The organism is Amycolatopsis sp. NPDC102389 (assembly GCF_044765885.1).
Classification (GTDB): Bacteria; Actinomycetota; Actinomycetes; order Mycobacteriales; family Pseudonocardiaceae; genus Amycolatopsis.
On the sequence record NZ_JBIWKX010000049.1, the window covers coordinates 1 to 24,225 of the forward strand.

General features: G+C 65.3%; 20 protein-coding genes and 3 pseudogenes. 12 read left to right on the forward strand and 11 right to left on the reverse strand.

The window, feature by feature from the left end; translation table 11 throughout:
* The 4 genes from ACIRGA_RS31265 to ACIRGA_RS31280 form a co-directional block, all read left to right on the forward strand.
* A partial coding sequence (locus ACIRGA_RS31265; protein ID WP_400947737.1) for an AMP-binding protein occupies positions 1 to 627 on the forward strand: 627 nt, incomplete at its 5' end.
* 670 nt (positions 628 to 1,297) lie between these two features.
* Positions 1,298 to 3,946 (forward strand): DEAD/DEAH box helicase, encoded by a 2,649-nt coding sequence (locus ACIRGA_RS31270; RefSeq protein WP_400947739.1) that lies wholly within the window; start codon positions 1,298 to 1,300, stop codon positions 3,944 to 3,946.
* A gap of 162 nt (positions 3,947 to 4,108) precedes the next feature.
* Positions 4,109 to 4,447, forward strand: coding sequence for a hypothetical protein (locus ACIRGA_RS31275; protein WP_400947741.1), 339 nt, complete (start codon positions 4,109 to 4,111; stop codon positions 4,445 to 4,447).
* A 1,268-nt stretch (positions 4,448 to 5,715) separates the two neighbouring features.
* On the forward strand, positions 5,716 to 6,990 hold the full coding sequence (locus ACIRGA_RS31280) for a methyltransferase domain-containing protein (protein ID WP_400947743.1): 1,275 nt from the start codon (positions 5,716 to 5,718) through the stop codon (positions 6,988 to 6,990).
* 245 nt (positions 6,991 to 7,235) lie between these two features.
* On the opposite strand, the pseudogene ACIRGA_RS31285 reads toward ACIRGA_RS31280, so the two are convergent.
* Positions 7,236 to 7,457, reverse strand: a pseudogene (locus ACIRGA_RS31285) (integrase core domain-containing protein); the annotation flags it as partial.
* Positions 7,458 to 7,525: 68 nt separating this feature from the next.
* Here ACIRGA_RS31285 and ACIRGA_RS31290 point away from each other — a divergent pair.
* Positions 7,526 to 8,637, forward strand: a pseudogene (locus ACIRGA_RS31290) (IS3 family transposase); the annotation flags it as partial.
* Between the two features lie 6 nt (positions 8,638 to 8,643).
* Here the strand turns inward: ACIRGA_RS31290 and ACIRGA_RS31295 are convergent.
* Positions 8,644 to 9,013, reverse strand: a pseudogene (locus ACIRGA_RS31295) (DDE-type integrase/transposase/recombinase); the annotation flags it as partial.
* Between the two features lie 672 nt (positions 9,014 to 9,685).
* Here ACIRGA_RS31295 and queF point away from each other — a divergent pair.
* Genes queF through folE form a run of 5 tightly spaced genes read left to right on the forward strand, consistent with a single transcriptional unit; the run spans position 9,686 to position 12,654 of the window.
* Positions 9,686 to 10,090, forward strand: coding sequence for a preQ(1) synthase (queF, locus tag ACIRGA_RS31300; RefSeq protein WP_039923411.1), 405 nt, complete (start codon positions 9,686 to 9,688; stop codon positions 10,088 to 10,090).
* A complete protein-coding gene (gene queC, locus ACIRGA_RS31305) occupies positions 10,087 to 10,794 on the forward strand; it encodes a 7-cyano-7-deazaguanine synthase QueC (RefSeq protein ID WP_400947745.1) in 708 nt (235 codons plus the stop codon). Before queF ends, queC begins: the two co-directional genes overlap by 4 nt.
* Before the next feature lie 17 nt (positions 10,795 to 10,811).
* Positions 10,812 to 11,255: a 6-pyruvoyl trahydropterin synthase family protein gene (locus ACIRGA_RS31310; protein ID WP_400947833.1), complete on the forward strand. Its 444-nt coding sequence runs from the start codon at positions 10,812 to 10,814 to the stop codon at positions 11,253 to 11,255.
* The gene (locus ACIRGA_RS31315) at positions 11,252 to 11,977 is read left to right on the forward strand and encodes a 7-carboxy-7-deazaguanine synthase QueE (protein ID WP_400947748.1); all 726 of its coding nucleotides are present in this window, start codon (positions 11,252 to 11,254) and stop codon (positions 11,975 to 11,977) included. Before ACIRGA_RS31310 ends, ACIRGA_RS31315 begins: the two co-directional genes overlap by 4 nt.
* A gap of 5 nt (positions 11,978 to 11,982) precedes the next feature.
* Positions 11,983 to 12,654: a GTP cyclohydrolase I gene (gene folE, locus ACIRGA_RS31320; protein WP_400947751.1), complete on the forward strand. Its 672-nt coding sequence runs from the start codon at positions 11,983 to 11,985 to the stop codon at positions 12,652 to 12,654.
* A gap of 38 nt (positions 12,655 to 12,692) precedes the next feature.
* On the opposite strand, the gene ACIRGA_RS31325 is transcribed toward folE, so the two are convergent.
* The gene (locus ACIRGA_RS31325) at positions 12,693 to 13,577 is read right to left on the reverse strand and encodes a helix-turn-helix transcriptional regulator (RefSeq protein WP_400947753.1); all 885 of its coding nucleotides are present in this window, start codon (positions 13,575 to 13,577) and stop codon (positions 12,693 to 12,695) included.
* 102 nt (positions 13,578 to 13,679) lie between these two features.
* Here ACIRGA_RS31325 and ACIRGA_RS31330 point away from each other — a divergent pair, with 102 nt between their 5' ends.
* Entirely contained in the window at positions 13,680 to 14,378 is a 699-nt protein-coding gene (locus tag ACIRGA_RS31330) for an SDR family NAD(P)-dependent oxidoreductase (protein WP_400947755.1), read from the forward strand.
* Positions 14,379 to 14,530: 152 nt separating this feature from the next.
* A complete protein-coding gene (locus tag ACIRGA_RS31335; protein ID WP_400947757.1) occupies positions 14,531 to 15,961 on the forward strand; it encodes a DHA2 family efflux MFS transporter permease subunit in 1,431 nt (476 codons plus the stop codon).
* On the opposite strand, the gene ACIRGA_RS31340 is transcribed toward ACIRGA_RS31335, so the two are convergent.
* The 8 genes from ACIRGA_RS31340 to ACIRGA_RS31375 all read right to left on the reverse strand — a co-directional run bounded on the left by ACIRGA_RS31340 (position 15,945) and on the right by ACIRGA_RS31375 (position 24,183).
* Positions 15,945 to 17,063, reverse strand: coding sequence for a cytochrome P450 (locus ACIRGA_RS31340; protein ID WP_400947760.1), 1,119 nt, complete (start codon positions 17,061 to 17,063; stop codon positions 15,945 to 15,947). The two genes, ACIRGA_RS31335 and ACIRGA_RS31340, sit on opposite strands and share 17 nt — an antisense overlap.
* Entirely contained in the window at positions 17,063 to 17,371 is a 309-nt protein-coding gene (locus ACIRGA_RS31345; protein ID WP_400947763.1) for a MoaF-related domain-containing protein, read from the reverse strand. The genes ACIRGA_RS31340 and ACIRGA_RS31345 overlap by 1 nt, the downstream gene beginning before the upstream one ends.
* A 175-nt stretch (positions 17,372 to 17,546) precedes the next feature.
* Positions 17,547 to 19,082 carry an FAD-binding oxidoreductase gene (locus ACIRGA_RS31350; protein ID WP_400947765.1) on the reverse strand — a complete coding sequence of 512 codons (1,536 nt, stop codon included), beginning with the start codon at positions 19,080 to 19,082 and terminating at the stop codon, positions 17,547 to 17,549.
* On the reverse strand, positions 19,079 to 19,414 hold the full coding sequence (locus ACIRGA_RS31355) for a MoaF-related domain-containing protein (RefSeq protein WP_400947767.1): 336 nt from the start codon (positions 19,412 to 19,414) through the stop codon (positions 19,079 to 19,081). Before ACIRGA_RS31355 ends, ACIRGA_RS31350 begins: the two co-directional genes overlap by 4 nt.
* The gene (locus tag ACIRGA_RS31360) at positions 19,411 to 21,084 is read right to left on the reverse strand and encodes an aromatic amino acid lyase (RefSeq protein WP_400947770.1); all 1,674 of its coding nucleotides are present in this window, start codon (positions 21,082 to 21,084) and stop codon (positions 19,411 to 19,413) included. The genes ACIRGA_RS31355 and ACIRGA_RS31360 overlap by 4 nt, the downstream gene beginning before the upstream one ends.
* A gap of 59 nt (positions 21,085 to 21,143) precedes the next feature.
* Positions 21,144 to 22,322, reverse strand: coding sequence for a cytochrome P450 (locus ACIRGA_RS31365; RefSeq protein ID WP_400947772.1), 1,179 nt, complete (start codon positions 22,320 to 22,322; stop codon positions 21,144 to 21,146).
* Complete coding sequence (locus ACIRGA_RS31370) at positions 22,319 to 23,023, reverse strand: O-methyltransferase (protein ID WP_400947774.1); 705 nt, start codon at positions 23,021 to 23,023, stop codon at positions 22,319 to 22,321. The genes ACIRGA_RS31365 and ACIRGA_RS31370 overlap by 4 nt, the downstream gene beginning before the upstream one ends.
* A 191-nt stretch (positions 23,024 to 23,214) precedes the next feature.
* Positions 23,215 to 24,183, reverse strand: a complete 969-nt coding sequence (locus tag ACIRGA_RS31375) for an aldo/keto reductase (protein WP_400947776.1) — start codon at positions 24,181 to 24,183, stop codon at positions 23,215 to 23,217.
* Positions 24,184 to 24,225: the final 42 nt, after the last annotated feature.

Here is a 24,225-nt window from a genome sequence, read left to right on the forward strand (position 1 = left end):
GAGCGGGGCGCGGTACCTGGTGACACCGTCGCCATCTCACTGCCCAAGGGGCCCGATCAGCTGGTCGGGGTGCTCGGCGTGCTCGCCGCCGGATGTACCTACGTGCCGATCGGGGTCGATCAGCCGGCTGCCCGCCGTGAGCGGATGCTCGGTCTCGCCAAGGCCGAACTGGTCGTCACCGCCGACCTGCTCGCACAGCACGCCGACCCGTTGCCGGCCTGCCGTCCCGCCGCCGAACTGGCGTACGTGATCTTCACGTCCGGTTCGACCGGCGAGCCCAAGGGCGTGGAGACCACCCATCGGGCCGCGCTGAACACCGTCGCCGACATCAACGAGCGGTTCGCCGTCGGGCCCGAAGACCGGCTGCTTGCCGTGTCCGCACTGGACTTCGACCTGTCGGTGTACGACATCTTCGGCCCGCTGTCGGTCGAAGCTGACCAGGTCGCGATGAGGTGGACCGCGATCGTTGCCGCCACCACTCAGGCGCGCCAGGGGCGGCTAGCCGACGATGCCCGTGCCGACGTGGTCGGGCGCCGGATCGACGAGCTCTACCGCAAGGCCCGTAAAACAGCTCGGCTCAACGGTCGACGGCCGCATCGTTCCCCGAGCTCCGCCCAGTACGGCTGACCCGGCTCCTTGTCGAACCCAACGTCCTTCCGCTCTATCGACGGTGCGCTCACTCTCAGAAGAATCTACGTGTTCTTCGGGTTGGAGGTCGGCAGCCGCTACGCGCACATCTGGGCACGAGAACGAATCCGGATTGCGGGTGGACTACGTGATAGATCCGCAACCTCGTGATGGATCTCGGTGATCGAGGCGCCGACTTCAGGTTTCTCAACCAGGACCGGGCTGGCCAGTTCACGGCCTCGTTCGACGCCGTCCTGGCCGTCGTAGGTATCGAGACGGTAGAAGGTCCCTCCGCGCTGCCTGCGGGCTGTGGCTGTACGAGCAACGGCCCGCTCCGGCTTCTGGGGTGCGGTGGAGCGGGCCGTTGCTCCTTCCTTTCGACCATGGCCCTCGAGATCTTGCTGAATTTCCGGAAGCAAGGTGGACTGGGGAGCCCCGAGCCTCGGAGATTCGATCGGGAGCCATGTACCTCAAAGCGTAGGCCTTCGTGCGGTGTGCATGGGGGCAGACAATTCTCGCGGAAAACGCTTGGCCTGCCCGTGAGATCTCTGCTATGGGTTCGAAGCCCGGTAGCCAGTCGTACCAACAGTTTGATCTCGATCGGCAGTGTCCGAGCCATCGCTCGTGCCCAGGCATCGACGGCCGGCGGTGATCGGCTAACGTGCCACGTGTGCCGGGAAACAGCGGATCGGGTGATATGGACTCCTCGCCTTCGCCGGAGCGGTACTGGCTCAAGATCGCTGACCCGCGAGCCGAGCCGCAGACCTTTCCCGACGGTGCCGATATCCGCGTTCTTCTCCCCACGTCCGATGAATTCCATGATCTCAGGGCCAAGCTGACAGCGAACGGCGTCGACTGGCGTGCGGTGCGCTATCTGGTGGACGACGAGATCATCACCCACCGAAGCTCGCAGGTTTCAGAGTGCTACCTGGCGCGATCCGCGCGCCGGCAACCGTTCACCACCACGGGCCCGGAAGCAGCTGTCGCCCAGGACGCCTTCAAAGTCCTCTGGGACAGCAACGCCGGAACATCCGAGACCGCGTCTTCGGTACCGACGGAGAATCTTGTTGCCCGCGACTGGCTTCGTTTTTTGCCATATCCTTCCTTCAATCCCGCTCAAGCAGAGGCTGTTCCGCCGATTTTGGGGGATTCGTCGCACGTCGTCGTGGTCGCGCCCACCGGTGCGGGCAAGACCACGGTCGGAATGGTCGCAGCGCTTCGCGCGGTGGTCGAGGAAGGCCGCAAGGCCGCATGGTTGGTGCCGCAACGATCACTGACGGACGAACTCGATCGCGAACTCGACCATTGGCGCAGGGAAGGACTTCGGGTCGAGCGCCTTTCCGGCGAGTACAGCGTCGATGTCGAACGTGTCCGGGAAGCGGACGTCTGGGTGGCGACAACGGAGAAGTTCGAGGCGATGTGCCGAGCGTCGTCCTTGCGCGAGGCTCTCGCCGAAGTCGCGTGCCTGATCGTCGACGAGATCCATTTGCTGGGCGACCCCGAACGCGGTCCGATCCTGGAAGCGCTCCTTGCCAGGATGCGTGGCAACGATCAGGTGCGCATCGTGGGGCTGTCCGCTACGGTCGCCAACGCCGACGAGATCGCGGCCTGGTTGGGAGCGCGGCTTGTGCGGGTGGCCTGGCGGCCGAGTACGTTGACCTGGCAGCTGCCGGTCATCTCCACTCATCGAGACTGGTCTTTGGTCGAGAGCGCACGGATCCGGATGGCGAACGCGCTCACCGGGATGATCACCCAGGACGGGGGCAGTGCGCTGGTGTTCTGCGGCAGCAAACGCGGCGTCCGGCGCACGGCTCTCGTGATCGCCGGCTCTCGGGGGGTGCGTACCGACGGCGTGCACCCTGACGATCTCGACCGGCTGTACGAAGTGTGTCGCGAGGCCCGGATCGGTCTTCACTACAAGGGCTGGGATCACAAACGGGAGGCGGAGAAGGCGTTCCGCGCCCGTGAGATCGATGTTCTCGTCGCGACGTCGACGGTCGCCGCCGGAGTGAACCTTCCGGCTCGGGCGGTCATCGTGCAGGACACCGAGGTCGGGATGAATCCGATCGACGTGGCGACCGTCCAGCAGATGTTCGGCCGCGCAGGCCGGGTGGGGCACGGAGAACGCGACGGCTGGGCTTTCTTGATCGTCACCGAACAAGAGCGGCAGCGCTGGCAGGCCAAACTCGTCGCCGGGAACACCGTGCGCTCCCGGATCGAAGCCAGCCTGCCGGATCATGTTCTCGCCGAGGTGGTCCAGCGGCGGGTCGGGTCATTACGGGAGGCCGAGGACTGGTGGGTAGGCACCTTGGCGTGCCATCAAGGCAGCCGTAGCCTGCAACCGCTGCGTGAGGCCATCCGGTTCCTCATCGAAGGCCAGTTCATCAGCGGAGCCGAGGCGGCCGACGGCGAGTTCGTACTCGCGCCGACGGACCTGGGAAAGGTCACGGCACGGCTCATGGTGCCCGCGGCGGTGGGACATGAGATCCGGGTGGCTCTCGCAGAGAGCGCCTTGCCGGATTCGCCGGACGAGGCGGAACGCACGGTCATCGACCTGATCGCGGGACTGGTGCCCAAGCTCGCCCAAAGCGCGATCAACGAAGAGCTGAAGGTCGTGGTCAACCGATTGCTTCATCCGGATGGCTCTGGCGTCTATCAACGGGGCGACCTGGCCAGGGTCGCACTCGGTCTCGTCGCGAGTACCCCGGAAGCGTTCCGCCGCGATGCCAGGACGATCGCCGGGATCCCCTATCTGGCCCTGTATCCCGTGCTGGAGGATGCTCCTCGATATCTCCATTGGATCGGCTGCCAAGGGCAGCTCGGCACTGTCCACCCTTGGAGCGCGGTCGTCGCGGCGGATCTGAGCCGCCGCGTGAAATGGCGACGATGCCAGCCGCCCCGCGGGGCCGGGCGGCTGCTGTGGATGTGCGAGCAGATGGCCACTCCCGCGCACGCTGAAGATCTCGTTCCCGCGCTCTGGAACGCCGCGAGAGCACGAGGCATCAAGGACCCGGACTGGTCGGCCAGGGGCGTTCCGAGTCGATGCCGTCTCGATGATGAGGCTTATCGAGCCTTGTTGAAGGAACGGGTGACCGGCGTCATTCTTGAGAGAAGTGCGGATCTGATCGCGGTCTCGGCACCGGACGCGAGTGTCGTCGTGACCTGGTCGGGCAGGCGATTCTCTCGGGTTTCCCTGTCGCAAGGAAATGCGTCGGTTCCGGTGTTCGACGACGACACACAGGTGGCCGTCTTCGCCTGGCGAGGTGACTATCGTGCGACAGGCTGGCTCGACCGGTACTCGCAGATGGAACCGTCCTGACCGAGACGGACCCGGGACGGCCGTAGTTCCCAAGCAGCCGCCGCGAGCTTGTCGATTGGATGGGGGCCGTGCTGACGGCACGAAAGGCGAGTGCGCAGCTGTGGCGCGGGCCCATACCGCTCCGGCAGATCATCACGACCTACTCATCGTCTGCACACAATCATGAACAAGATCCAGCTGGAGGACGGCTCCGGCTTCTCTTCGCCGGGCTGGACGGCGACTCGCGATGTCGCCCGTTTCGAAGACTTTTACCTGCACGTCGAAGGACTCGTCAACCTCGATGCCGACCACATGCTGTGGCGTACACGGCATCTCAAGGTCATCGAGCGCACCATCGGCGCCGAGGCGACAGGGTTGGCCGGTACCCCGATCGACGTAATCGCGAAGCTGCCCAAGCGACAGTTCTTCCCGGCACTCTGGGAGACCCGTTACCAGCTCATCGACGAAGCGGGCAAGGGACCGCTTGCCTATTCAGGCCTCGCCCCGCGCCAGCAGGCATGACGATGGATGCACTCGCCGCTTCCCCGACGGACTGGGACGACCTCACCCGGGCCGTGCGGCCGTACTTCGAAGCACTGATCGACACGCAACGTATACCGTCGACGCGGCCGATCCTTACCGATGACCAGACCGTCTACGAGAGTTCGAGGCCCCCCGGGGCCACGCCGGATACGAGCACCTCGTTGCCGGAACTGCTGGACGAAATCGTCGGAACCGTGCTGGAACGCGGCTACCTCAAACGGCGCGCATCCGCAGTACGTCGGCTATTTCCATCCACGTCCGCTGCCCGTAGCCGTGCTCGGGGACAGCATCGCCTCCCTGTTCAACCAGAGAGTCCGGCGGCGTGGCGGATGGGCCCAGCCTCGGCCGCGATGGAAGTGCGGACCCTTGCCTGGGCGCCGACTTCATCGGCTACCGAGGTGCGGCCGGCTCGGCTCTTCCCGCGGTGATCTTCACTTCGGGCTCGACCATGGCCAACGCTTCCGCGTTGAAGATGGCCAGAGACGCCCGTGCTCGGCTCGGAGAGCAGGTGCGGGGCGATGGGGACATGCTGGGGATGGGCCGGTGCTCGCTCCGGCTTGTCCCGGCCGATCGGACCGGACGCATCCGCCTCGACGCGTCGGGCATCGGCCGGTCGCGATCGTCGGCATGGCAGGGAGCGCATCCACTTGCGCAACACCTTACACTCGAATGGGCAATCTCGTTGGGTATGAACGGGCATAATCAAGGAAGTAGTGGGCAGTGACGAAGCACAGGTTGGACACTGATCCGCTCTGCCCGATAGAAATAGAGGCTCGCACAGGCAGCAGAGGAAAGTAACTGAAGGGAGCTCCCGATGTTTCTTGTGGTAGCTCGCGGTGCATGACTTGTTGATCGGCGCAGCCATTGGAGAATGGTAGTAGCTGCTCTATTCAATGAGCCTGTGCGCGTCATTCGATCGTTTGGCATGGGTCGAGTGGTCCATTTGGTTCGTCGCAGACCTGCCGGTCTCGTCATGTGGTGCCGCCGATAGGGCACTGAGTCCGCAAGCTTCAGCTGACTTGCAACCAGCCTGGGTGAGTTGAGCTGGCACTTTCAGTGATCCGCACGCTTTGACGGTCGATATGTCGAAGAGATTGACCTACTTTCCCGCGAGAGTCGAATACCTCATAGGGGCGCAGGTCATAATGGCCAAAGTCTCCGGCGAGAATCCGGTCGCTTACCCCTTCGAAGTCGGCGGCTGTTCAGGCGGCCCTGCGCTGAGACTCGATACCGCGTAAAGGAGATTTGTGTTAGAGGATGCCATCACGTCAGCCGTTGCCGGACACGCATGGGTCGGCTCGGTTCGTCGTGCGCCGTCCGGCGCGCTCATCGTTCGACCCTCTCCCGACACAATGCTCCTCAATGGTCAACCTTGGGCACTGCTCGGCGAGTATGTCGAGAACTGGACAAATCTGTACGATTGGGCTTTCAGGGCGGCCGATCTGGATGAAGTCGCCGACGCGGATATCGCCGGACTGACATCCACCAACCGGAAATTGCCAGAGAGTTGCGTGCGCGAATGGGTCGATGACACAGTGGCTCTGATCATAGAGTCTCGGCCTCGTAGACTACTGGAACTCGGATGCGGAACCGGGCTCTTGCTACGACACCTGTACGACAGTATCGGATGTTATGTCGGGGCTGATGTGTCCAGATATGCGGTGGATCGAATTCGGTCAGCACGTCTGCCTCGTGCTCACGCGGTCATTGCGGGTGCGCATGATATCGGTTCACGCCAGATCAAGCGGGCCATGAGCGACGTCATGGGCGCTGGACAGCGGCCGGACTGCGTGCTCATCAACGGTGTTGCACATTGCTTTCCAAGTACCGAGTATCTTGCTTCGGTACTCTCTCGCGCGATTGACCTGGTCGAGGATGGCGGCAGGGTGATCCTGGGTGATCTCCGACATCTGGGCCTTCGCGATGAGTATCTCGACTGGCTGGCATTAGACGAGGAGTTGGGAAGCGGCCGCTTCCATGATGAGGAAGAACTATTCGTCGATCCTCGGCTGATCTCATATTTCGCCGAAATTGCCGATAGGGAGGTCAAGGTCTCGGTTCGCGCGAAATGCATGAGTGGAGATATCGAGATTACCCGGTATCGGTACGATATGGTGCTGTATGTCGACGCGAAGACCGAAAAACTGACAACTCGCGAGATGCGATGGGAAGATCTCTCAGGAGATCGACTCGAGACGCTGTCGCTCTTGGCCAAGGCCGGGCCTGTCGTGGTAACCGAGATCCCGAACGCGTTACTGGACTCACATCCGGACAGTGTCACGGCCAACGCATTGAGCGCCGTACTCAAGGGCACGGGCTTGGTAGTCGCGATGTCACATGAGACCCCCACGCGGCTTGAGGTCCGACCAGCGGGCGGCGACATTCCAAACACTCGTGCCATGCCACCACAGGACGAGCCACTCAAACGGTTCGCTGCTCGCCGGCTCCCAGAACTGCTCCGCGGCTACTTGGCCGAAACCTTCCCTGGGGCTCGACTGCCGGAAATCATCGTCTACCCGTAGCCTGCCGGGTGAACTTCAAATCGCTCGCGCTCGCTCCACTATACAGTTACCGGGCGGGAGCGTCTTGCCTCGGAATATGCGCTCGTCGTTTGGAATCGTGACCGGGTTCTTGTTGCTGGTATTGGAGCAGCCTGCGATGAGCTGGTGTTCGCACGAGCGCGACAAACCGCGAGGTGGACACCTCACCCGTGCCGGTCGTCCTGCAAGGGACGTGCTCGATACTCGACCCCTGGTACTCCAGCTGATCATGGTCGGTTGTCAGGTGGGAGATGGGGGCGTTTGCCGCCGAGCGCGGACTGGGCTCGGCGGTGATTGTAGAAGAGCAGCCGGCGGGGCAGGGTGGCATGGCGTTGGTCGTTTGACTGGTAGATGGGGGCGTAGGCTCAGCCGTCGGCGAGGGTGCGGTGGAATCGTTCGATTTCACCGTTGCTTTGTGGCCGGCAGGGCCTGGTCCGTTTGGTGTGACGCTGAGCTTCCCCCGGTTGTCCGGACACCTCACCTGAGGTGACCACTGGTCACCAGGGAGGATGTTCTGGTGCCTGCACCTCACCCGCCTGAGTTTCGTCAGCGTGCCGTCGAGCTGGTCGGGATCAGCGAGTCCTGCCTGCGGAACTGGATGGCCCAGGCCGATGCCGACGAGACCGGCTCGACAACGAAGCTGACGAGCACGGAGAAAAGGGAACTTGCCGAGCTGCGGCGGAAGAACCGGCAGCTGGAGCTGGAGAATGAGATCCTGAAACGCGCGGCGGCCTACTTCGCGCGGGAGAACATCCTCCCAAAGTAACGTTCCCGCTGGTCCACGAACTCGCCGCGGACGGTATCGATGTCGCGGTGGCCTGCCGGGTCTTGAACGTGTCCCGCTCCGGCTATTACGAATGGCGCGATCGGCCTGTCTCACCCCGAGAGGAGAGCAATGCGTTGCTGCTGAAATACATCGAACAGATTCATGCTGATTCCCGGGGCACCTATGGCTCGCCGCGGGTGCACGCGGAATTGACGCTCGGGCTGGGTCTGCCGGTGAACCGGAAACGGGTTGAGCGGCTCATGCGCGAGGCCGGGATCCAGGGCCTCTACCGGCGCCGGCGCACCTGGACCACGATCCGTGACCCGCACGCGGATTCCAGCCCGGACCTGGTCAACCGCCAGTTCACCGTCGACGCGCCGAACCGGTTGTGGATCACCGACATCACCGAGCACCCCGCCGACGAAGGAAAACTCTACTGCGCGGCGGTCATGGACGCCTATTCCCGGCTCATCATCGGCTGGTCCATCGCTGATCACATGCGAACAGAACTAGTCACCGACGCCCTCGGCATGGCCATCCTGCGCCGACAGCCCAAGAGTGAAACCACGATCCTGCATTCCGATCACGGCTCCCAATACACCTCATGGGCGTTCGGGCAACGACTCCGCGCCGCCGGGCTGCTCACTTCGATGGGAACGGTCGGAGATTGTTACGACAACGCCATGATGGAATCCTTCTGGGGCACCCTCCAACTCGAAATACTCGACACCAAACAATGGAAAACTCGCGACCAGCTTGCCAACGCGATATTCGAATGGATAGAGTGCTGGTACAACCCCAAACGGCGCCATTCCAGCATCGGGATGCACGCCCCGGTCACGTTTGAGGCCCTCCACACGCCGTGTCCGGCGAACGGGGGGAACCTCATTTGGTGTGACGCCGAGCTGGGTGCAGGCTTCGCGCCAGGCGTGGGATTTGCAGGCGGCGCCGTTGTCGCACAGGACGCGTTCGACGGTGACGTTCTGGTCGGTGAACCGAGTCACTGCACGGCGTAGCACTCCGATCGCGGTGGCGGCTTTCTCGTCGGTGTGGATCTCGATGTAGGCGACTCGGGAGTGGTCGTCGATGACGGTGTGCAGGTAGCTGATTCCGGGACAGGGTTCGTGGCGGTGGTTACGCCGGCCTTGGCTCCGGCCGACGAACCGGTGGCTCCCGCCGTCGGGGATGTTGGATCAGCGAGCCGGGATGGTCGTGTTCGCAGCGGTTCCCCGGTGACCCGTTCGATGACCAGGCGAGGGTGCTGCTGCCGTACTTGGCGGGCGTGCTGATCGAGAAGATCGAGCAGGCCGGGACTGGCGTGCGGATGTGGGCGCGCGTCAGCGCGGAGGGCGGCACCTGTCCCTCATGTCGGTCCTGGGGCTGCTGATCGCGATCCGGCAGTTGTCACTGCGTGTCGCCTCTGCGGAGTGAACCGGCATGCGGGGCGTCTGCTGTTGGTCTCGAGGGGCCGAGCGAAGCCGCGGCAGCAAGCTCGCGGAGCGACGTCAGCCCATCCGAGAAAGACCTGGTGGTCCGGTCGCGTCACATGAGCCACGACGGGAGGTGACTCCCAAGATCGCCTCGCGCCCACGGAATCAGACAGCTGTTTCGCTACCGGGGCCAACGAGAGGTGCCAGCCCGCCGATTCTGCGTCCAGCCACTCGTCGGCGCGGACCGCAGGGTACGCCACTCCCGCGTAGCGGACAGGGGATTTTCATCCCATGGAACAACAAGATGCGCACGGCCGGGTAGTCGGGTGGATCGGTGTAACCGAACTGGAGGTTAGTGCTGTTCTCGTTGACCGAAGTGGACACTCCTGGCTTAACTGAGCATGCGGCCGAGTGATGTGGAGCACGCATCAGCCCGCAGTTGACTGCGTATGAGGCCCGGGCAGGGCGGACAGGGGTTTCCATGAGTGCCGATCCCACAGATTCGCTGACGTTGCTGGGAAATACGGTCCGAGGTGCCGTGGACGCCGGCGGGTTGGAGACCTTCCCCGCTCCTGCCGGGATCGGTGTCGTCCGGTTCCGTACGGCGGAGCTGACCGCGTTCTGCCCGGTGACCGCGCAGCCGGACCTTTACGCGATGGACTTCGGGTATCTGCCGGATGACCGATGCCTGGAATCCAAGTCGTTCAAACTTTATCTGCACAGTTTCCGCGACCGGGGAATCTTCTGCGAGACCCTGGCGGTCACCTTGTTGCAGGACCTGGTCGCCGTCCTGCGGCCACGGGCGGCCACCGTCCGGCTCGAACAGCAAGTGCGTGGCGGCTTGGTGCTGCACGCGCAGGCGGATCACGAAGGAGGAGTGCGATGAGCGCCCGAGAACTGGTCGCGGTGGTCCTGTCCGGAGGGATGGACTCCACCACTGTCGCGGCGCACTATCACCACGACGGTCATCCTCTGCTGATGATCACCGTGGACTACGGTCAGCGGCACCGTAAGGAGATCGACTCGGCAGCCGCTGTCGCACGTCACTACTCCGCCGAGCACGTCGTGGTCGATCTGCGTTCCGTGGGGTCCGCGCTCACCGGTTCGGCGTTGACCGACGATACCGTGGCGGTGCCCGACGGTCACTACGCGGAGGCGACGATGAAGGCGACGATCGTCCCCAACCGTAACGCCATTCTGGCCAATGTGGCGGTCGGTATCGCGCTCTCGCACCGGGCCGCCGTGCTCGCGCTCGGCACCCACGCCGGCGATCACTTCATCTACCCGGACTGCCGCCCGGCCTTCATCAACGCACTGTCCACCCTGGTCGAAGTCGCGAACGAAGGGATGAACCCGCCGCGAGTGGAAGCACCCTTCCTGCACTGGAGCAAGAGTGATATCGCGCGTCATGGCACGATGCTCGGCGCTCCGATGGAGCTCACGTGGTCCTGCTACAAGGGCGGAGACCGGCACTGTGGCGTCTGCGGTACCTGCTATGAACGCCGTGAGGCGTTCCGCGACGCGGATGTTCCCGATCCCACCGCTTACCTCGATAACACGACGGAGTTCCCCGCGCCGGCGGCGCTGTGAGTACTCATGCCGTGACGGTGCGGCACAATTTCGAGACCGCGCACAGGCTGCCCCATCTAGGGGGAAAATGTGCGAGCCTGCACGGCCACTCCTGGTGGGTGGAAGTCACCGCGGCCTGCCAGGAACTGGCAAGTACCGGCACGGTCGTGGAGTTCGGGGAGTTCAAGAAACAACTCCGTGAGTGGATCGATCTACGTCTCGACCACGGAACGATGCTGGGATATCAGGATCCACTCCGCGACGCGCTTACCGCGGATGGCTCGAAGCTGTTCATATTCGGGGAAGCGGAGGCAGGACCGGCTGTCGCGGACCTGGAATGGCCGACCGTCGAGAATGTCGCCGTCCTGCTCGGCAGGATCGCCGGGAAAGTCATCGAAGGCACTGAAAGCGCGCAAGGGGCCAGGATCACTCGGGTCGTGGTGAAGGAAACGCACGTGAACGCAGCGGAGTGGTGCCCATGATCCCGAAACAGGCAACTGGAGTGGAGTCGCTGGTCGTCTCCGAAATCTTCGGTCCGACGTTCCAAGGGGAAGGAGTGTCCACCGGGAGACACGCGTCCTTCGTGCGGCTGGGCGGATGCGACTTGCACTGTTCATGGTGCGACAGTCCCTACACGTGGGACTCGTCGCGTTTCGATCTTCGTGCCGAACTGGCGCGACGGCCTGTCGCCGACATTCTTCAGGACGTCGACGAACGTGGAGCGGCCCTGACGGTATTGACCGGGGGAGAACCGCTGTTGCATCAGCGGCAACGTGGCTGGGGCACGCTCTTGCGCGGGCTCACCACACGTGGCCGTGAATTGGAGATCGAAACGAACGGTACCAAGGCGCCGGATGCGGAAACCGTGGAAAACGCTCACCGGTTCACGGTTTCGCCGAAACTGGCGCATTCGGGCGACCCGCAGGGAATGCGCATACGGCCGAACGCGCTCAAAGCGTTCGTTGACAGCGGCAAGGCTTCGTTCAAGTTCGTGGTGGCGAGCGTGCACGACCTTCCGGAGGTCGACCTGCTCGTCACGACGGTGGGCATTCCGCCGGAGCGCGTGTGGATCATGCCTGAGGGTACTGGATCCGACGTGATTCTCGCACGATCGCAGGAACTCGCCGACTCGATACTCCAGCGTGGATACAACTTCTCCAGCCGCCTGCATGTTCTCCTGTGGGCCGACGAACGAAAGCGTTGACGATCATGACCACTGATTCTTCGCCCTCGAGGCTTGCCGGGATTCCGTTGCCGCCCCTCGACGGTGTGGTGCCGGACAGCCCTGAAGTGGACATCGACCTCGCCGCCAAACATGCGGAGGCAATGCTCACCGCGTTGGGTCTTCCCTATGACAGCGAGCACAATGACCGCACTCCGCGGCGCTTCGTCCGCGCGCTGGCGGAGATGACCGAGGGCAGGCTCGTTGACCCGGGCCGGCACTTGGAAGTCACGTTTCCCTCCGTCTCGGACAATCCCACCATGATCCTGGTGGTCAACGTCCGCTTCGTTTCACTGTGCGAGCACCATTTGCTTCCCTGGGTCGGTCGCGCGTCCGTCGCGTACCTGCCCGCTACGGGGGCCAGGATCGTCGGGCTTTCCAAACTGGCCCGCCTGGTCAAGGAGTTCGCGGCGCGGCCGCAGGTCCAGGAAAGGCTTGGCGAGCAGGTCGTCACCACGATCGAACGCATGCTTGACACGACAGGGGTGGCGTGCTTGATCCGCGGCGCCCATTCCTGCATGAACCTGCGGGGGGTCGAGGCCGAAGACGCCAGTATGGTCAGTTCGCACCTGCTCGGCCGGTTCCGGGACGAGCCGGCGGTCCGCGCCGAGTTCATCGCGGCGGTCGGTTCGGCCAACTCACTCGGCGGCGGTGGCTGACGTCGCGGAATCCCATGGCCGCGCACCATTCCTGAAGCCTAATCGCCCACCTGCGTAGGTGAGTTCGTGGGGTTCGGGTGGCCGACGACCCCGGTGAGCCGCAGCTTGGTCTCGTCCTCACTGCCGGGCACGGCGGTCATGATCACGATCTTGAGTTCGGAGTCGCCGTCAGTCAGCACGTCACAGTCCACCGTGACCGGTCCGACCGACGGATGCTCGATCGTTTTGTGGTCCTCGCGGTGAGTCGCCACCGTACCGGTCGCCCACAGTTCGGCGAACCGTTGGTTCCCCGCGCTCAGTTCACGGATCAGGCCCGCCAGGCGTGTGTCGGCGTGGAAGCGGCCGGTGGCGCGTCGCAAGTCGGATACGACGGCGGCGTCGGTGGCGTCGCTGTCCTGTTCGGCCACGGGCCACAGCGCGAGCCGAGCGGGACCCACACTCACGGGGAACCTGTCGCGAGCGAAGTTGCGCAGCTCCGGGGGAGCGGTCGAAGGATCGCCCAGCAGTGCCGCCCAGCTGCGGTTCCACCAGATCAGCCGCCAATCCGCGGCGAACACCGCGACCGCGACGTCACCGAGCCGGGTGAGTACCCGGTGCACGCCGGGCGGGATCTGGTCGGGGACCGTGCCCTCCGCGGGCGAGATGAGGGTGGCCAGCTGGTACAGGTGATCCCGCTCGGCAGAGGTCAGCTGAAGGGCGCGTGCCAGGGAGGCCACCACCGGCGCCGAGGGTGTGGTGGCCCGTCCCTGCTCCAGTCGTACGAGGTAGTCGACCGATATCCCGGCGAGTTCGGCGAGTTCCTCGCGACGCAGCCCGGCCGCGCGGCGAGCAGGACCCACCGGCAGCGCCGCGGCCGAGGGCGGCAACCGGTCCCGCCACGTGCGGATCATCGCACCCAGTCCGGCACCAGACTTCGTGGTCACGACCTCATCCTCCCACGTTTCCGGCCCTCGAGGGTGGTATTGCCATTCCTACCGTCGAGGCGGCCCTGGCAAAGGCTCCGGCGAAAGACGGATGCTGATCGCATGACGATCACATTCATCACAGGAGCGAACAAGGGGCTTGGCCGCGAGACCGCCCGACGCCTCGTCGAGCTCGGTCACACGGTTATTGTCGGCGCACGCGATCCCGAACAGGGCGCGGCGGCCGCCACCGCGCTCGGTGCGCGGTTCGTCCGCATCGACGTTACTGAAGACGCGGCGGTCACCGCCGCGGCTGCGGACGTCGCCGAGCACGAGGGCGTGATCGACGTCCTGATCAACAACGCCGGTATCCACGGGCCCAGCGGTGATCCCAGCATCCTGACGGGGATCGATTCCCTCAGGGTCTTCGACGTCAACGTCGCGGGTGTGGTCCGCACGACCACCGCGTTCCTGCCGCTGCTGCGCCGATCAACGGACCCCGTCATCATCAACGTCAGCAGTGGCATGGGTTCACTCGCCCACACCCATAACCCGGCACGCCCCGAGTCCAAGGTCATCGCACCGCTTTACACCGCGTCGAAGGCGGCGCTGACCATGCTGACGACCCAATACGCAAAAGCACTGCCGAGTATGCGCGTCAACGCCGCCGACCCGGGTTACACGGCGACCGACCTCAATGGACACAGCGGTCCCCAGACCGTCACGGAGGGTACGGACGCGATCGTGCGTCTCGCCACTGAGAAGCCCGGTGCCCGGTCCGGGCGTTTCGTCGACCGGACCGGCGAGATCTCTTGGTCCTGATGGTCCTCCACGGCTGAGTTGTCCTGTACGCGGCGTCCGTCACGACTGAGGCTTCAGTCGGAGAAACCGTTTCAGCCGGTGATACGACGCCCGTCTCCCGTGCCTCCCACGGCTATGGTTCGAAGTCGATCGGCCTGCGCTTGGGAGGCGACGTGACCGGATCAGAGGGCAAGCCGTGGGGAGCGTTGGCCGCGCTGTGTTCGGGAGTGTTCCTTTTCATGCTCGACACGGCGATCGTGCCGGTCACGGTGCCTGTCATAGTCCACGAGTTGTCGACGAGCCTGAACTCCGTGGTGTGGGTGACCAGCGTGTACCTGCTCGCTTCCGCGGTGCCGATGTTGTTCACCAGCAAGCTCGGCATGCGCTACGGGCCCAAGCGAGTGTTCGTCACCGGCCTCGCGTTGTTCACCGCGGCCTCGGTCGCCTGCGGTGCCGCCACCGATGTCGGCACCCTCATCGCGGCCCGAGGCGTGCAGGGCCTCGGCGCGGCGCTGATGACACCGCAGACACTGACGCTGCTCACCCACCTTTTCCCACCGTCGAGCCGTGGTGTGGCGATGGGTGTCTGGGGAGCCGTGTCGGGCCTAGCCACGGTCATGGGCCCCCTGCTGGGCGGCGTGGTGGTGGACGCGTTCGGTTGGTCGTGGATCTTCTACCTCAACGTGCCGGTCGGTGGTCTCGCGCTGGTCCTCGCGGTGGTGTTGATACCGGACTGGCGGCCAGGCGACACCGGCCGCTTCGACACACCGGGCATCGTGCTTTCGGCCGCGGGGCTCCTGCTGTTCGTGTTCGGCGTGCACAACGGGCAGCTGTTCGGCTGGGGCGAGATCCGGGCCGGCGTCACCGTGCCACAGGTCATCGTGGGCGGGCTGATACTGCTGGTGGCGTTCGTGTGGTGGCAGCGGATCACCGGGAGTCCGCTGGTGCCACTGAGGATGTTCGCGAATCGGGACTTCGCCGCCGGTGTGGTGACCCTGGTGTTCTTCAGTTTCGCCGTGACCGGCATGTTCTTTCCGTTGATGATCTATTTTCAGACCGTGCTCGGCCTCTCGCCATCGGCTGCGGGGATGCTGACGGCACCCATGTCCTTGTTGTCCGGTGCGGTCGCGCCGTTCGGTGGTTGGCTGGCAGGCCGGTTCGACGCGAAGATCATGCTGGTGTTCGGTCTCGTGCTGGTCGCCGGTGGGCTGACGGTCATTGCGACGATGGCGGAGGCGGGCGCGAACCCGTGGTCGCTTCTGCCGGGGCTCCTGCTGTGCGGAACCGGCATGGGACTGGTGTTTTCGCCGATGAGCACCTTGACGATGGGTTCGGTGCGGCCCGAGCTTCTCGGACCCGCGTCCGGCACGTTCAACACGGCCTTCCAGCTCGGTGGCGTGCTCGGCAGCGCCACCGTCGGGATGGTGCTGCAAGCCAGGATCGCGGTGGCGGGGGAGAACTCCGGCGCCACCGGGCTGGCGGAGGCCGTGCGGGAGAGCTTGTGGCTGCCGGCCGGAGTGCTGCTGGCGGGCGCGCTCGTCGCGACAAGACTGCGTTCCGCCCGGCGGCGGGCGGAACGCGGTCTCGTCAGACCGGAGAGGTGAACCGTACCGGCAACGAGGTGAGCAGATGCATGATGCCACCCGGCTGCCATCGCACCCCTTCCTCTCGCACCGTGATAGGTGAATCAGAGCGAAGACGAAGGAGCGCGGCGACGGCGGCTTCCGCTTCGACTCGTGCCAGGTTGGCACCCAGGCAACGGTGGACGCCGAAACCGAACGACAGGTGCGCGTTGTCCACGCGCCGGATGTCGAAGGTGTCCGGATCGGGGAATCGGTCCGGATCCCGGTTGATGGCGGGCATCGAGCAGATGACGATCTCGCCGGTGGGGATCGTGACGCCGTCGATTTCGAACGGTTCGGTGGTCATGCGGAACGCGGTGACGTCCAGCGGCGATTCGAACCGCAGTGCCTCGTCGACCATGCCGGGCAACAGCGAATCGTCCGCCCGTAACGTGGCGAGCTGGTCTGGGTGCGTCAGCAGCAGGTGTACCGCTTTGGCGATCAACTGGCTCGCCGCGGTCTGTCCCGCGATCAACAGGACGAATACCATCGAACTCAGCTCGTCGTCCTCCAGATCGGCGGCGATCAACCGCGACAGGAGGTCGTCACCGGGCTCGAGTCGCTTGCGCCGCACCAATTCCGCCGCGTACTGACTCAACCACTCCGCCGAAGCCTGCAACTTGTCGCTGATCAGCAGCAGTTCGGAGACGAAGGTGTCCGACCAGTACTGGACGTCCGGACAGTCCTCCTCCGGGATCCCGATCAGCGCGCCCAGTACCAGGGTCGGCAACGGTTGCGCGTACTCCGGGACGAGATCCACCTCTGCCGAAAGGTCCACTTTGGACAGCAAGCTGTCGGCGATCCCGTCCGCGAGCGGTCGCATCTCCTGCACGCTTCGAATGGTGAAGTTCTGGGCGACCAGGCGCCGCAACCGGGTGTGCTTCGGCGGGTCGGTGTTGAGCATGTCCTGCGCCATCACCTCCCGCACCGAGGCGGGAAGGGCGGCGAGTGGCGCCTTCCCGCCCATCCGCGAGGTGTCGTTGGACAACGTGGTGTCGCTCAGCACTTTTTTCGCGAGTGCGTACTTGGTGACCATCCAGACGCTTCTCCCGTCGGGAAGTTCGATCCGATCGACCGCGGGCATCAGGCGTCGATCCTGCTGATCTTCCCGGTGAAGTTCATCATCGAGCTGTCGTGGTGTACGAACATGGTCGTGTTGACGGTGTTCGCCGCGAGATCCTCGATGGCGACCATGGACGCGTATCCGCCGTCTTCGAACCGGAGCAGATAGAGGTTGTCGCGCAGCTTGGTGACGGCAAGGTCGACCGTCATGGTCGAACCGTCGGTCGGCAGCACGAAACTGAGCTTGCCCGGAACCCGGTAGTCGTGCTCGAACGCGATCTCGCCGTAGTCGATACGCCAGATCTGTCCGGTCAGCGGGAAGTCGTTCATGATTTTCTCCCTAAAGGTGGTCGATGTTCAGGACCGCAGGTTTCACCCTGCGGGGAATCTCGTTTCCACAACAGCGCGAACGAACCGACGGGAAGGGTCCACACCCACGCTTCGATCGCGCCCGAGTGCCGTCTGGTCGACGTTGCGCGCCGACCGCGGCGGCGCCAAGGCACGATCATCGTGACTCCCCTGTGGTGGTGGGGCAGGTGACGGACAACTCGTGCCGGAACACGTCACCGGGGTCCCAGCGGGCCTTGACCTGTTGCAACCGTGCGTAGTTCTCCTTGTGGTAGAGCTCGTGCCAGCGCACGCCCGAGGTGTTCCACGCCGGGTCGGCCAGATCGGCGTCGGCGTAGTTGATGTAGGCCCCGTCGCTCACGTCGCCCGGTACCGGCACCCCGCCCGTCTCGCGGTAGACATCCCGGTAGAACTCCCGGACCCAGCTCAGGTGCGTGGCGTCTTCATCGGGCTGGGTCCAGTTGACTCCGAAAAGGACCTTGAGCACGGAGTCGCGCTGGGCGAGGGAGGTGGCCGCCGGGGCCACCGCGTTCGCCGTTCCGCCGTAGGACACCAGGCAGAGGTAAGCCTCCGGATGGGCGTAGTCCGCTGTGGTGAGATGAGCGTGGGCGGTGGCGAGTTGTTCGTCGGTGAAACGCTTGCGCAGGTAGCCGGACTTCACCTTGGCCCGGCTCTGGGCGTCCTGCGGGATCGGATTCTTCGAGACGGTGGTGGCGAGCATGGCCTGCCACCACGACCGGACGGACCGCAGCCGCAGGCTGGGTTCGGCCACTCCCTCCGCGAGTGCGGCGACGAAGTCGTCCGCCAGTTTTTCCGCTCCCGGCTCGTTGGTGCCGGTCTGCACGTCGAGCACGATCTTGCCCGCGGACCGGTGCGGGATCATCAGGACACTGTGCAGCGCGGTGGCGGAGGAACCGGGGTCGCTGTTGCGTTCCGACCAGGTTCCGTGGTTCGCCATGAAGCGTACGAACGTGTCCTGGGAAGCGAGGTCCGGCCAATCCCACATCACCAGGTCGCATTGGATCGCCGGGGGCGGGGCGGGCAGCGACCGCGCCGGGTCGTCCCCGGTCGCGGCCGCCGAGCGCAGCCAATATCGGGTCACCACACCGAAGCTGCCGCTCCCGGCCCCGGTGTGCGCCCACCACAGATCGTGCTGGGGGTCCCGAGGATCACGGGTGGCGACCACGGCGCGAACCTTGCCGTCCGCTCCGGCCACGACGACTTCCACCGCCTCGATGTATTCGGCCAGCGTGCCCAGGCTGCGGGACAGTGCGCCGAAGCCCCCGCCCGCGAAGTGTCCACCGGCGCCCACCGAAAGGCAGACACCACCGGGAACCGTTACCCCCCAACCGAAGTACAGCGTTCGGTAGACCTGCTCCATCGTCGCGCCCGCCTCCACGACGAAGGCGTTGCGCCGGTGGTCGAAGTCCACAAGCGACATCCGCGACATGTCGATGAGCACGCGGACGGCCGGGTTGTCGACGAAGTCCTCTCCACAGTGGCCTCCGCTGCGCACGGCGATCCTCCGGCCGGTCCGTACCGCGTCGGCGACCACCCGGACCACCTCCTCGGTGGACCGCACCGGGTGGATCTCGTCGGGCCGGTTCGCGAACCGTGGGTTGTGACCCCGTCGGATCAGGTCTTCGTAGCGGGGGTCACCGGGAACGACCGCGGGAGGGGTGGGGCCGGTCATGGTTCCACCCGGCTCAATACGCCGGTCATGTGCAGCAACGTGTGGTCGCGCAGGATCATCGTCGAAGTGACCCGGTGCGTGGCCAGATCCTCGACCGCGACCACCGAGGCGTCCGCGTCCTGGAAGGCGAGCACGAACACGTCGTCCCTGATCCGCGTGACCGTGAGCTCCACCGTGAGTCTCGTGCCGTGCTTCGACACGAAACTGATCTTGCCCGGCTCCCGGTAGTCGTGCTCGATCACCAGATCGCCATAGTCGGCCTGCCAGATCTCCCCGACGAGCGGGAACTCCGCTTGTGCCGCCGGCTTCTGTGTCGCGTCGGTTCCGGTCATCGCGCGTCTCCGTGTCCGTGGTGTCCGTTGGCCGCGGGTGCGGCCGGTGACGTGACGCTGATCAGCGCACCGGATCTGATCAGCTCGACGACCGCGTGGATGTCGCTCTCCATCGCCCGGTCGTCTTCGACGAAGGGCACCCGCTCGCGGATCAGGGCGTGTGCCGCTCTGGTCCGGCTGGACGCCTGCGCCGTCCCGCGCAGGTCCAGGGCCTGGCACAGTGCCAGCAGGTGGATCGCGGCCACCTCTTCGGCCATCGAGACGACCTGGAAGGCGTCCCGCGCGGCGATCGCGGACATGCTGACCTTGTCCTGGTTGTGCGCCTCGCTGGACCGGGAGAACACGCTCGCGGGTGTGCTGGTCTTCAACGCCTCTGCGGTGATCGAGGAGCACGCGATCTGCATCCCCTTGAACCCGTGGTGCAGGCCGGCGCGCCAGTCCGTCGGGGCATGGCGGGGGATCAGGTTCGGCGTCAGCCCGTTGTTGAACTTCTCGTCCACGACGAGTTCGAGCTGGCGGTCGAGCAGGTCCGCGATGTTCGCCACGGCCACCTTGAGCGAGTCCATCGCCTGCGCGACGTGTCCGCCGTAGAAGTTGCCGCCGCTGTGCACCTCGCGTGCGGCCACGTCGAACAACGGGTTGTCGTTGGAGGAGTTGATTTCGATCTCCACCCAGCGGCGGGCCCAGTCGAGCGTGTCCCGCAGGACGCCGACCACATGCGGAGCGCACCGCACCGAATACCGGTCCTGAATGGACCGCTTCAGCTCCGCGTATTCCTCACCGCCCAGACCTCCGGTCAGTTCGATGACCTGGCTGTGATCCAGTGCCAGCTTCGAATCGGTCAGCAAACGGGCGATCTCTCGCGCGGAGGCGACCTGTCCGGGATGCGGTTTGGCCTGGTGGATGAACTCCGCGAAGTGCCCGCGGTTGCCCAGCAGCGCCTCGGAGGCCATCGCCGTGCTCAGCTCGGCGATCCGGACCAGCCGGGTCGCCCCCAGACAAGCCAGTGCGGCGAACGCCGACGAGAAGGACGTGCCGTTGATCAGCGCCAGGCCCTCCTTGGCCTCCAGTGTCAACGGCGCGAGACCGACCTCCGCGAGTACCTCCCCGGCCGGGCGCAGCCGCCCGTCATAGGTGACGTCGCCTTCGGCCAGGAGGCTCGCGGCGAGGTGGCACAACGGCACCAGATCACCGCTGGCCCCGAGCGAGCCGCGCTGGGGCAGCCGGGGCAGGATCCCCAGGTTGAGCTGGTCCACCAGCCGGGCGACCACCTCCGGCCGGACTCCGGAGTTGCCTTTGGCCAGACAGTTCGCCCGGATCAACAGCGTCGCGCGCACTACGTCGGGCGGTGTCGACGGTCCCGTTCCGTTCATGTGGTAGCGGATCAGGTTGTGCTGCAGTTCGGCCGACTTCACCGGCGCGATCTGCCGGATCACGCTGTCCCCGAAGCCGGTGGTCACGCCGTAGATCGCGTGGCCGTCGGCGACGAGATCGACCTTCAGCTCACGGGACCCGGCCATCAGCGGCAGGGACTCGTCCCGCAGCGCGGCACCGCTGCCTTCCACCGCGACCGCGTGCAGGTCTTCGAGGGTCAGCGTGTTGCCGTCGATGACGATCGGTGCGCCGGTCTCCAGCGCTCCATCGGGGGCCGTCTTCACATCCACAGACATCGAAGCTCCGTTCACAGATCTTGCGGCGCGGTGATCACGTTCGCGGCGGTTCCGGACGGTCACCATCCGACCGGCATGGTCCGCAACCCGCGGATGCCCATCTCGGTGTTCCACACCGCCTCGCCCGCCGGACGGAGAGTGGGCATCCGCCTCAGCAAGGCGCCCAGCTCCTCGTACAACGCCATGCGGGCTAGCTGGGCGCCGAGGCAGAAATGGATGCCGTGCCCGAAACCCAGGTGGCGGTTGTCCTCGCGGTCGAGGACGAGCTCGTCCGCGTCGGCGAACACCGACGAGTCGCGGTTGGCCGACGCCATCGACACCAGAACCGGTTCTCCGGCTCGCACCGCTACGCCGCCGATCTCGATGTCTTCGGTGGCATAGCGGGGGAATGGCGCGCCCTCGACGAGTGGCACGAACCGGACCAGCTCCTCGATGGCACTCGGGAGCAGTCGCGGTTCGGCGACCAGCCGGTCCCACGTGCCCGGCTGCCGCATCAGCGCGTGGACGAAGTTCGGCACCTGGCTCTGGTAGGCAGGCAGCAGGATGTCGATGCACACGTTGACCAGTTCGTCCTCGCTGAGCCGGTCCCGCACATCTCGGGCCGCGATCAGCGCGGTCATGAGGTCTTCACCCGGCTCGCGCCGCCGGCGCTGCACCAATTCGGCCATGTAGCCGTTCAGCTTCACGTGGTTCGCCCCGAACTCCTCCGCGGACATCGCGCCGGTGGAGAGCACGCCCTCGCAGAGTCCGCGGAAACCGTCCCGGTCCTCCGGCGGGATACCGAGGAGTTCGAAGATGACAGTGGACCGTGTCGGTTTGGCGTAACCCTCGACGAGATCGACAGGCGGCGTGCCGGAGGCGATCCGCCCGGCCAAGGTGTCGGTGAGCTCGTGGACCTTCGGTCGCAGGGCCGCGACCTGCCGCATCGTGAACGCCTTCGCCACCAGACCGCGGATGCGGGAATGGTCCTGGCGATCCATGAAGAGCAGGCCTCCCCGCTGCACTCCCTCGGTCGTGCGCGGACAGTTCTCGGTCATCGACATCGCCCTCGAGAACCGGGGATCCGCGAGCACGAACCGGACATCTTCGTACCGGGTGGCCAGCCAGGCGGTTTCACCGTAGGCCTGTTGCACCCGGACGAGCCCCGTGGTGGTGCGAGCCCGGCGGTACGACTCGTTGAGTTCCAGACCTTCCTCGTCGAACGGGAAGTCCCACACGTCCGCGTCCACCGAGCTCACTCCTGTTCCCGGCTCTTCTTGCGGGCGATGGTGAGTCCGTCGGACATCGGCAGCATGACGGTTTCGAAGCGATCGTCCGCCGCCAGTCGCGCGTTGAGATCGCGCAGGGCGGCCGACGCGCCGCGGATCAACTCCGAGGGCGCCAGTTCCGGAGCGAGGACGTATCCGTTGAACAACGCGTTGTCGACCAGAAGCAGGCCGCCGGGGCGCAACATGGGCTCGATCAGGTCGAAGTAGACACCGTAGTTCTCCTTGTCCGCGTCGAGGAACGCGATATCGATCCGGGTCTCCTCCGCGGCGAGTGCTTCGAGCGTCGCCTCGGCCGGGCCGAGCCGGAAGTCGATACGGTCGTCGACACCGGCCCACTTCCAATGGTGACGTGCCACGTCGAGATGCTCGTCGCTGATGTCACAGGTGATCACCCGGCCAGTGGGGGAGAGGCCTCGGGCGAACGCGAGCGCCGAGCAGCCGGTGAACGTGCCGAGATCGAGCACGATCGCGGCCGACTGGACCTTGGTGAGCAGGGTCATCAGGTTCGCCTGCTCCTCGGGCACGAGCATGATCGAAAGTTCGCTCACCCGCTGGGTTTCGTCCACCAGACTCGTCATCACCGGGTCCAGTGGTGTGCCGCTGCGCAGGACGTACTCGCGCAACACCGGACTGATGGGTAGGTGCTTGAATTCGCCGAATCGACGGCCCATGGCCACTCCTCGTTGTCAGTGTCTGTCGGTGAACCCGCGTCCGCGATCGTGTCGACAGGGCGCGACCTGGCCATATCTCTCACGTTGGCGACAGAGGCGCCCTGCCGCCGCGATAGCGGGGCCTTCGGCCGGGGCGGGTTCGCGCGTCATGTCCCTTTCGCGAGGCACGTCGCAACTCCGCCAACAGGCTCTCAGACAAGTCGTTCGGGATAGCCGACGTACGGTGCGGAGACCTCGTCCAGCCGGGTCCTGATCTCCCCCGGCAGCTCGAGCGATTCGGCGGCCAAGGAATCCCTGAGTTGTTCTGCGGTGCGCGCTCCCACCACAGGGGCGGTCACCGACGGCCGGTCCCGGACCCACGCCAGCGCGATCGCGACGGGAGCGGCGCCGAGTTCGGCGGCCGCCGACGCCACCGCGTCGACGATCTCGTCGGTGCGGGGTGCGTCCAGGTGATGGCCGACGTACCACCGGAAGAAGGGACTCTTCGCCCGTTCGAGCGGCACACCTGACCGGTACTTCGCGGTGAGCACTCCTCGGCCAAGCGGTGCCCACGGCAGCACCGACAGCCCCAGCGCGGCGGCGGCAGGGAGCACCTCGCGCTCGATACCGCGTTCCAGCAGGGAGTACTCGACCTGCGTGCTCATGAGCGAAGGCCCACCGCCGAGCCGCCTCCTGGCCGCGAGCGCGGTCTGCCAACCCGAGTAGTTGCAGATCCCCGCGTTCCGGACACGTCCACTTTGTACAGCGGTTTCGATCGCGGACAACGTCTCCTCGATCGGCGTCCTGTCGTCCCAGACGTGCATCTGCCATAGGTCGACGTAGTCCGTCCCGAGTCTGGTGAGCGACGCGTCGAGCGCGGAGAGCAGAGACTCCCGCCGGGTGTCGGCGTCGCCTGGCTTACCTCCGGGAACACCGCCGGCTTTGGTGGCGAGTACCACCGACGAGCGGGGCACGACCGTTCCGAGCAGCTCGCCGATGACCTTTTCGCTCGCGCCCGCGCCGTACACGTCGGAGGTGTCGAGGAGATTGCCACCCGCTCCGACGAACTCTACGAGCTGTTCAGCGGCCTCGTCGCGGTGCGTGGTGAGTCCCCAGGTGGCGGTGCCCAATGCCATCCGGGAGACCTTGATACCACTACGTCCGAGCTCTCGTTGTTTCATGACGGCTCCGGATCACTGGTGAAGGAATCCTTGTGGTCGAAC

Excerpts from the sequence above, each read along its gene's own strand:
- ACIRGA_RS31350 (WP_400947765.1), bottom strand. The coding sequence starts at position 19,082 with ATGACCGGCCCCACCCCTCCCGCGGTCGTTCCCGGTGACCCCCGCTAC.
- ACIRGA_RS31375 (WP_400947776.1), bottom strand. The coding sequence starts at position 24,183 with ATGAAACAACGAGAGCTCGGACGTAGTGGTATCAAGGTCTCCCGGATG.
- ACIRGA_RS31330 (WP_400947755.1), top strand. The coding sequence starts at position 13,680 with ATGACGATCACATTCATCACAGGAGCGAACAAGGGGCTTGGCCGCGAG.
- ACIRGA_RS31340 (WP_400947760.1), bottom strand. The coding sequence starts at position 17,063 with ATGCCCGCGGTCGATCGGATCGAACTTCCCGACGGGAGAAGCGTCTGG.
- ACIRGA_RS31315 (WP_400947748.1), top strand. The coding sequence starts at position 11,252 with ATGATCCCGAAACAGGCAACTGGAGTGGAGTCGCTGGTCGTCTCCGAA.
- ACIRGA_RS31370 (WP_400947774.1), bottom strand. The coding sequence starts at position 23,023 with ATGGGCCGTCGATTCGGCGAATTCAAGCACCTACCCATCAGTCCGGTG.
- ACIRGA_RS31275 (WP_400947741.1), top strand. The coding sequence starts at position 4,109 with ATGAACAAGATCCAGCTGGAGGACGGCTCCGGCTTCTCTTCGCCGGGC.
- ACIRGA_RS31355 (WP_400947767.1), bottom strand. The coding sequence starts at position 19,414 with ATGACCGGAACCGACGCGACACAGAAGCCGGCGGCACAAGCGGAGTTC.
- queF (WP_039923411.1), top strand. The coding sequence starts at position 9,686 with ATGAGTGCCGATCCCACAGATTCGCTGACGTTGCTGGGAAATACGGTC.
- queC (WP_400947745.1), top strand. The coding sequence starts at position 10,087 with ATGAGCGCCCGAGAACTGGTCGCGGTGGTCCTGTCCGGAGGGATGGAC.
- ACIRGA_RS31360 (WP_400947770.1), bottom strand. The coding sequence starts at position 21,084 with ATGTCTGTGGATGTGAAGACGGCCCCCGATGGAGCGCTGGAGACCGGC.
- folE (WP_400947751.1), top strand. The coding sequence starts at position 11,983 with ATGACCACTGATTCTTCGCCCTCGAGGCTTGCCGGGATTCCGTTGCCG.
- ACIRGA_RS31345 (WP_400947763.1), bottom strand. The coding sequence starts at position 17,371 with ATGAACGACTTCCCGCTGACCGGACAGATCTGGCGTATCGACTACGGC.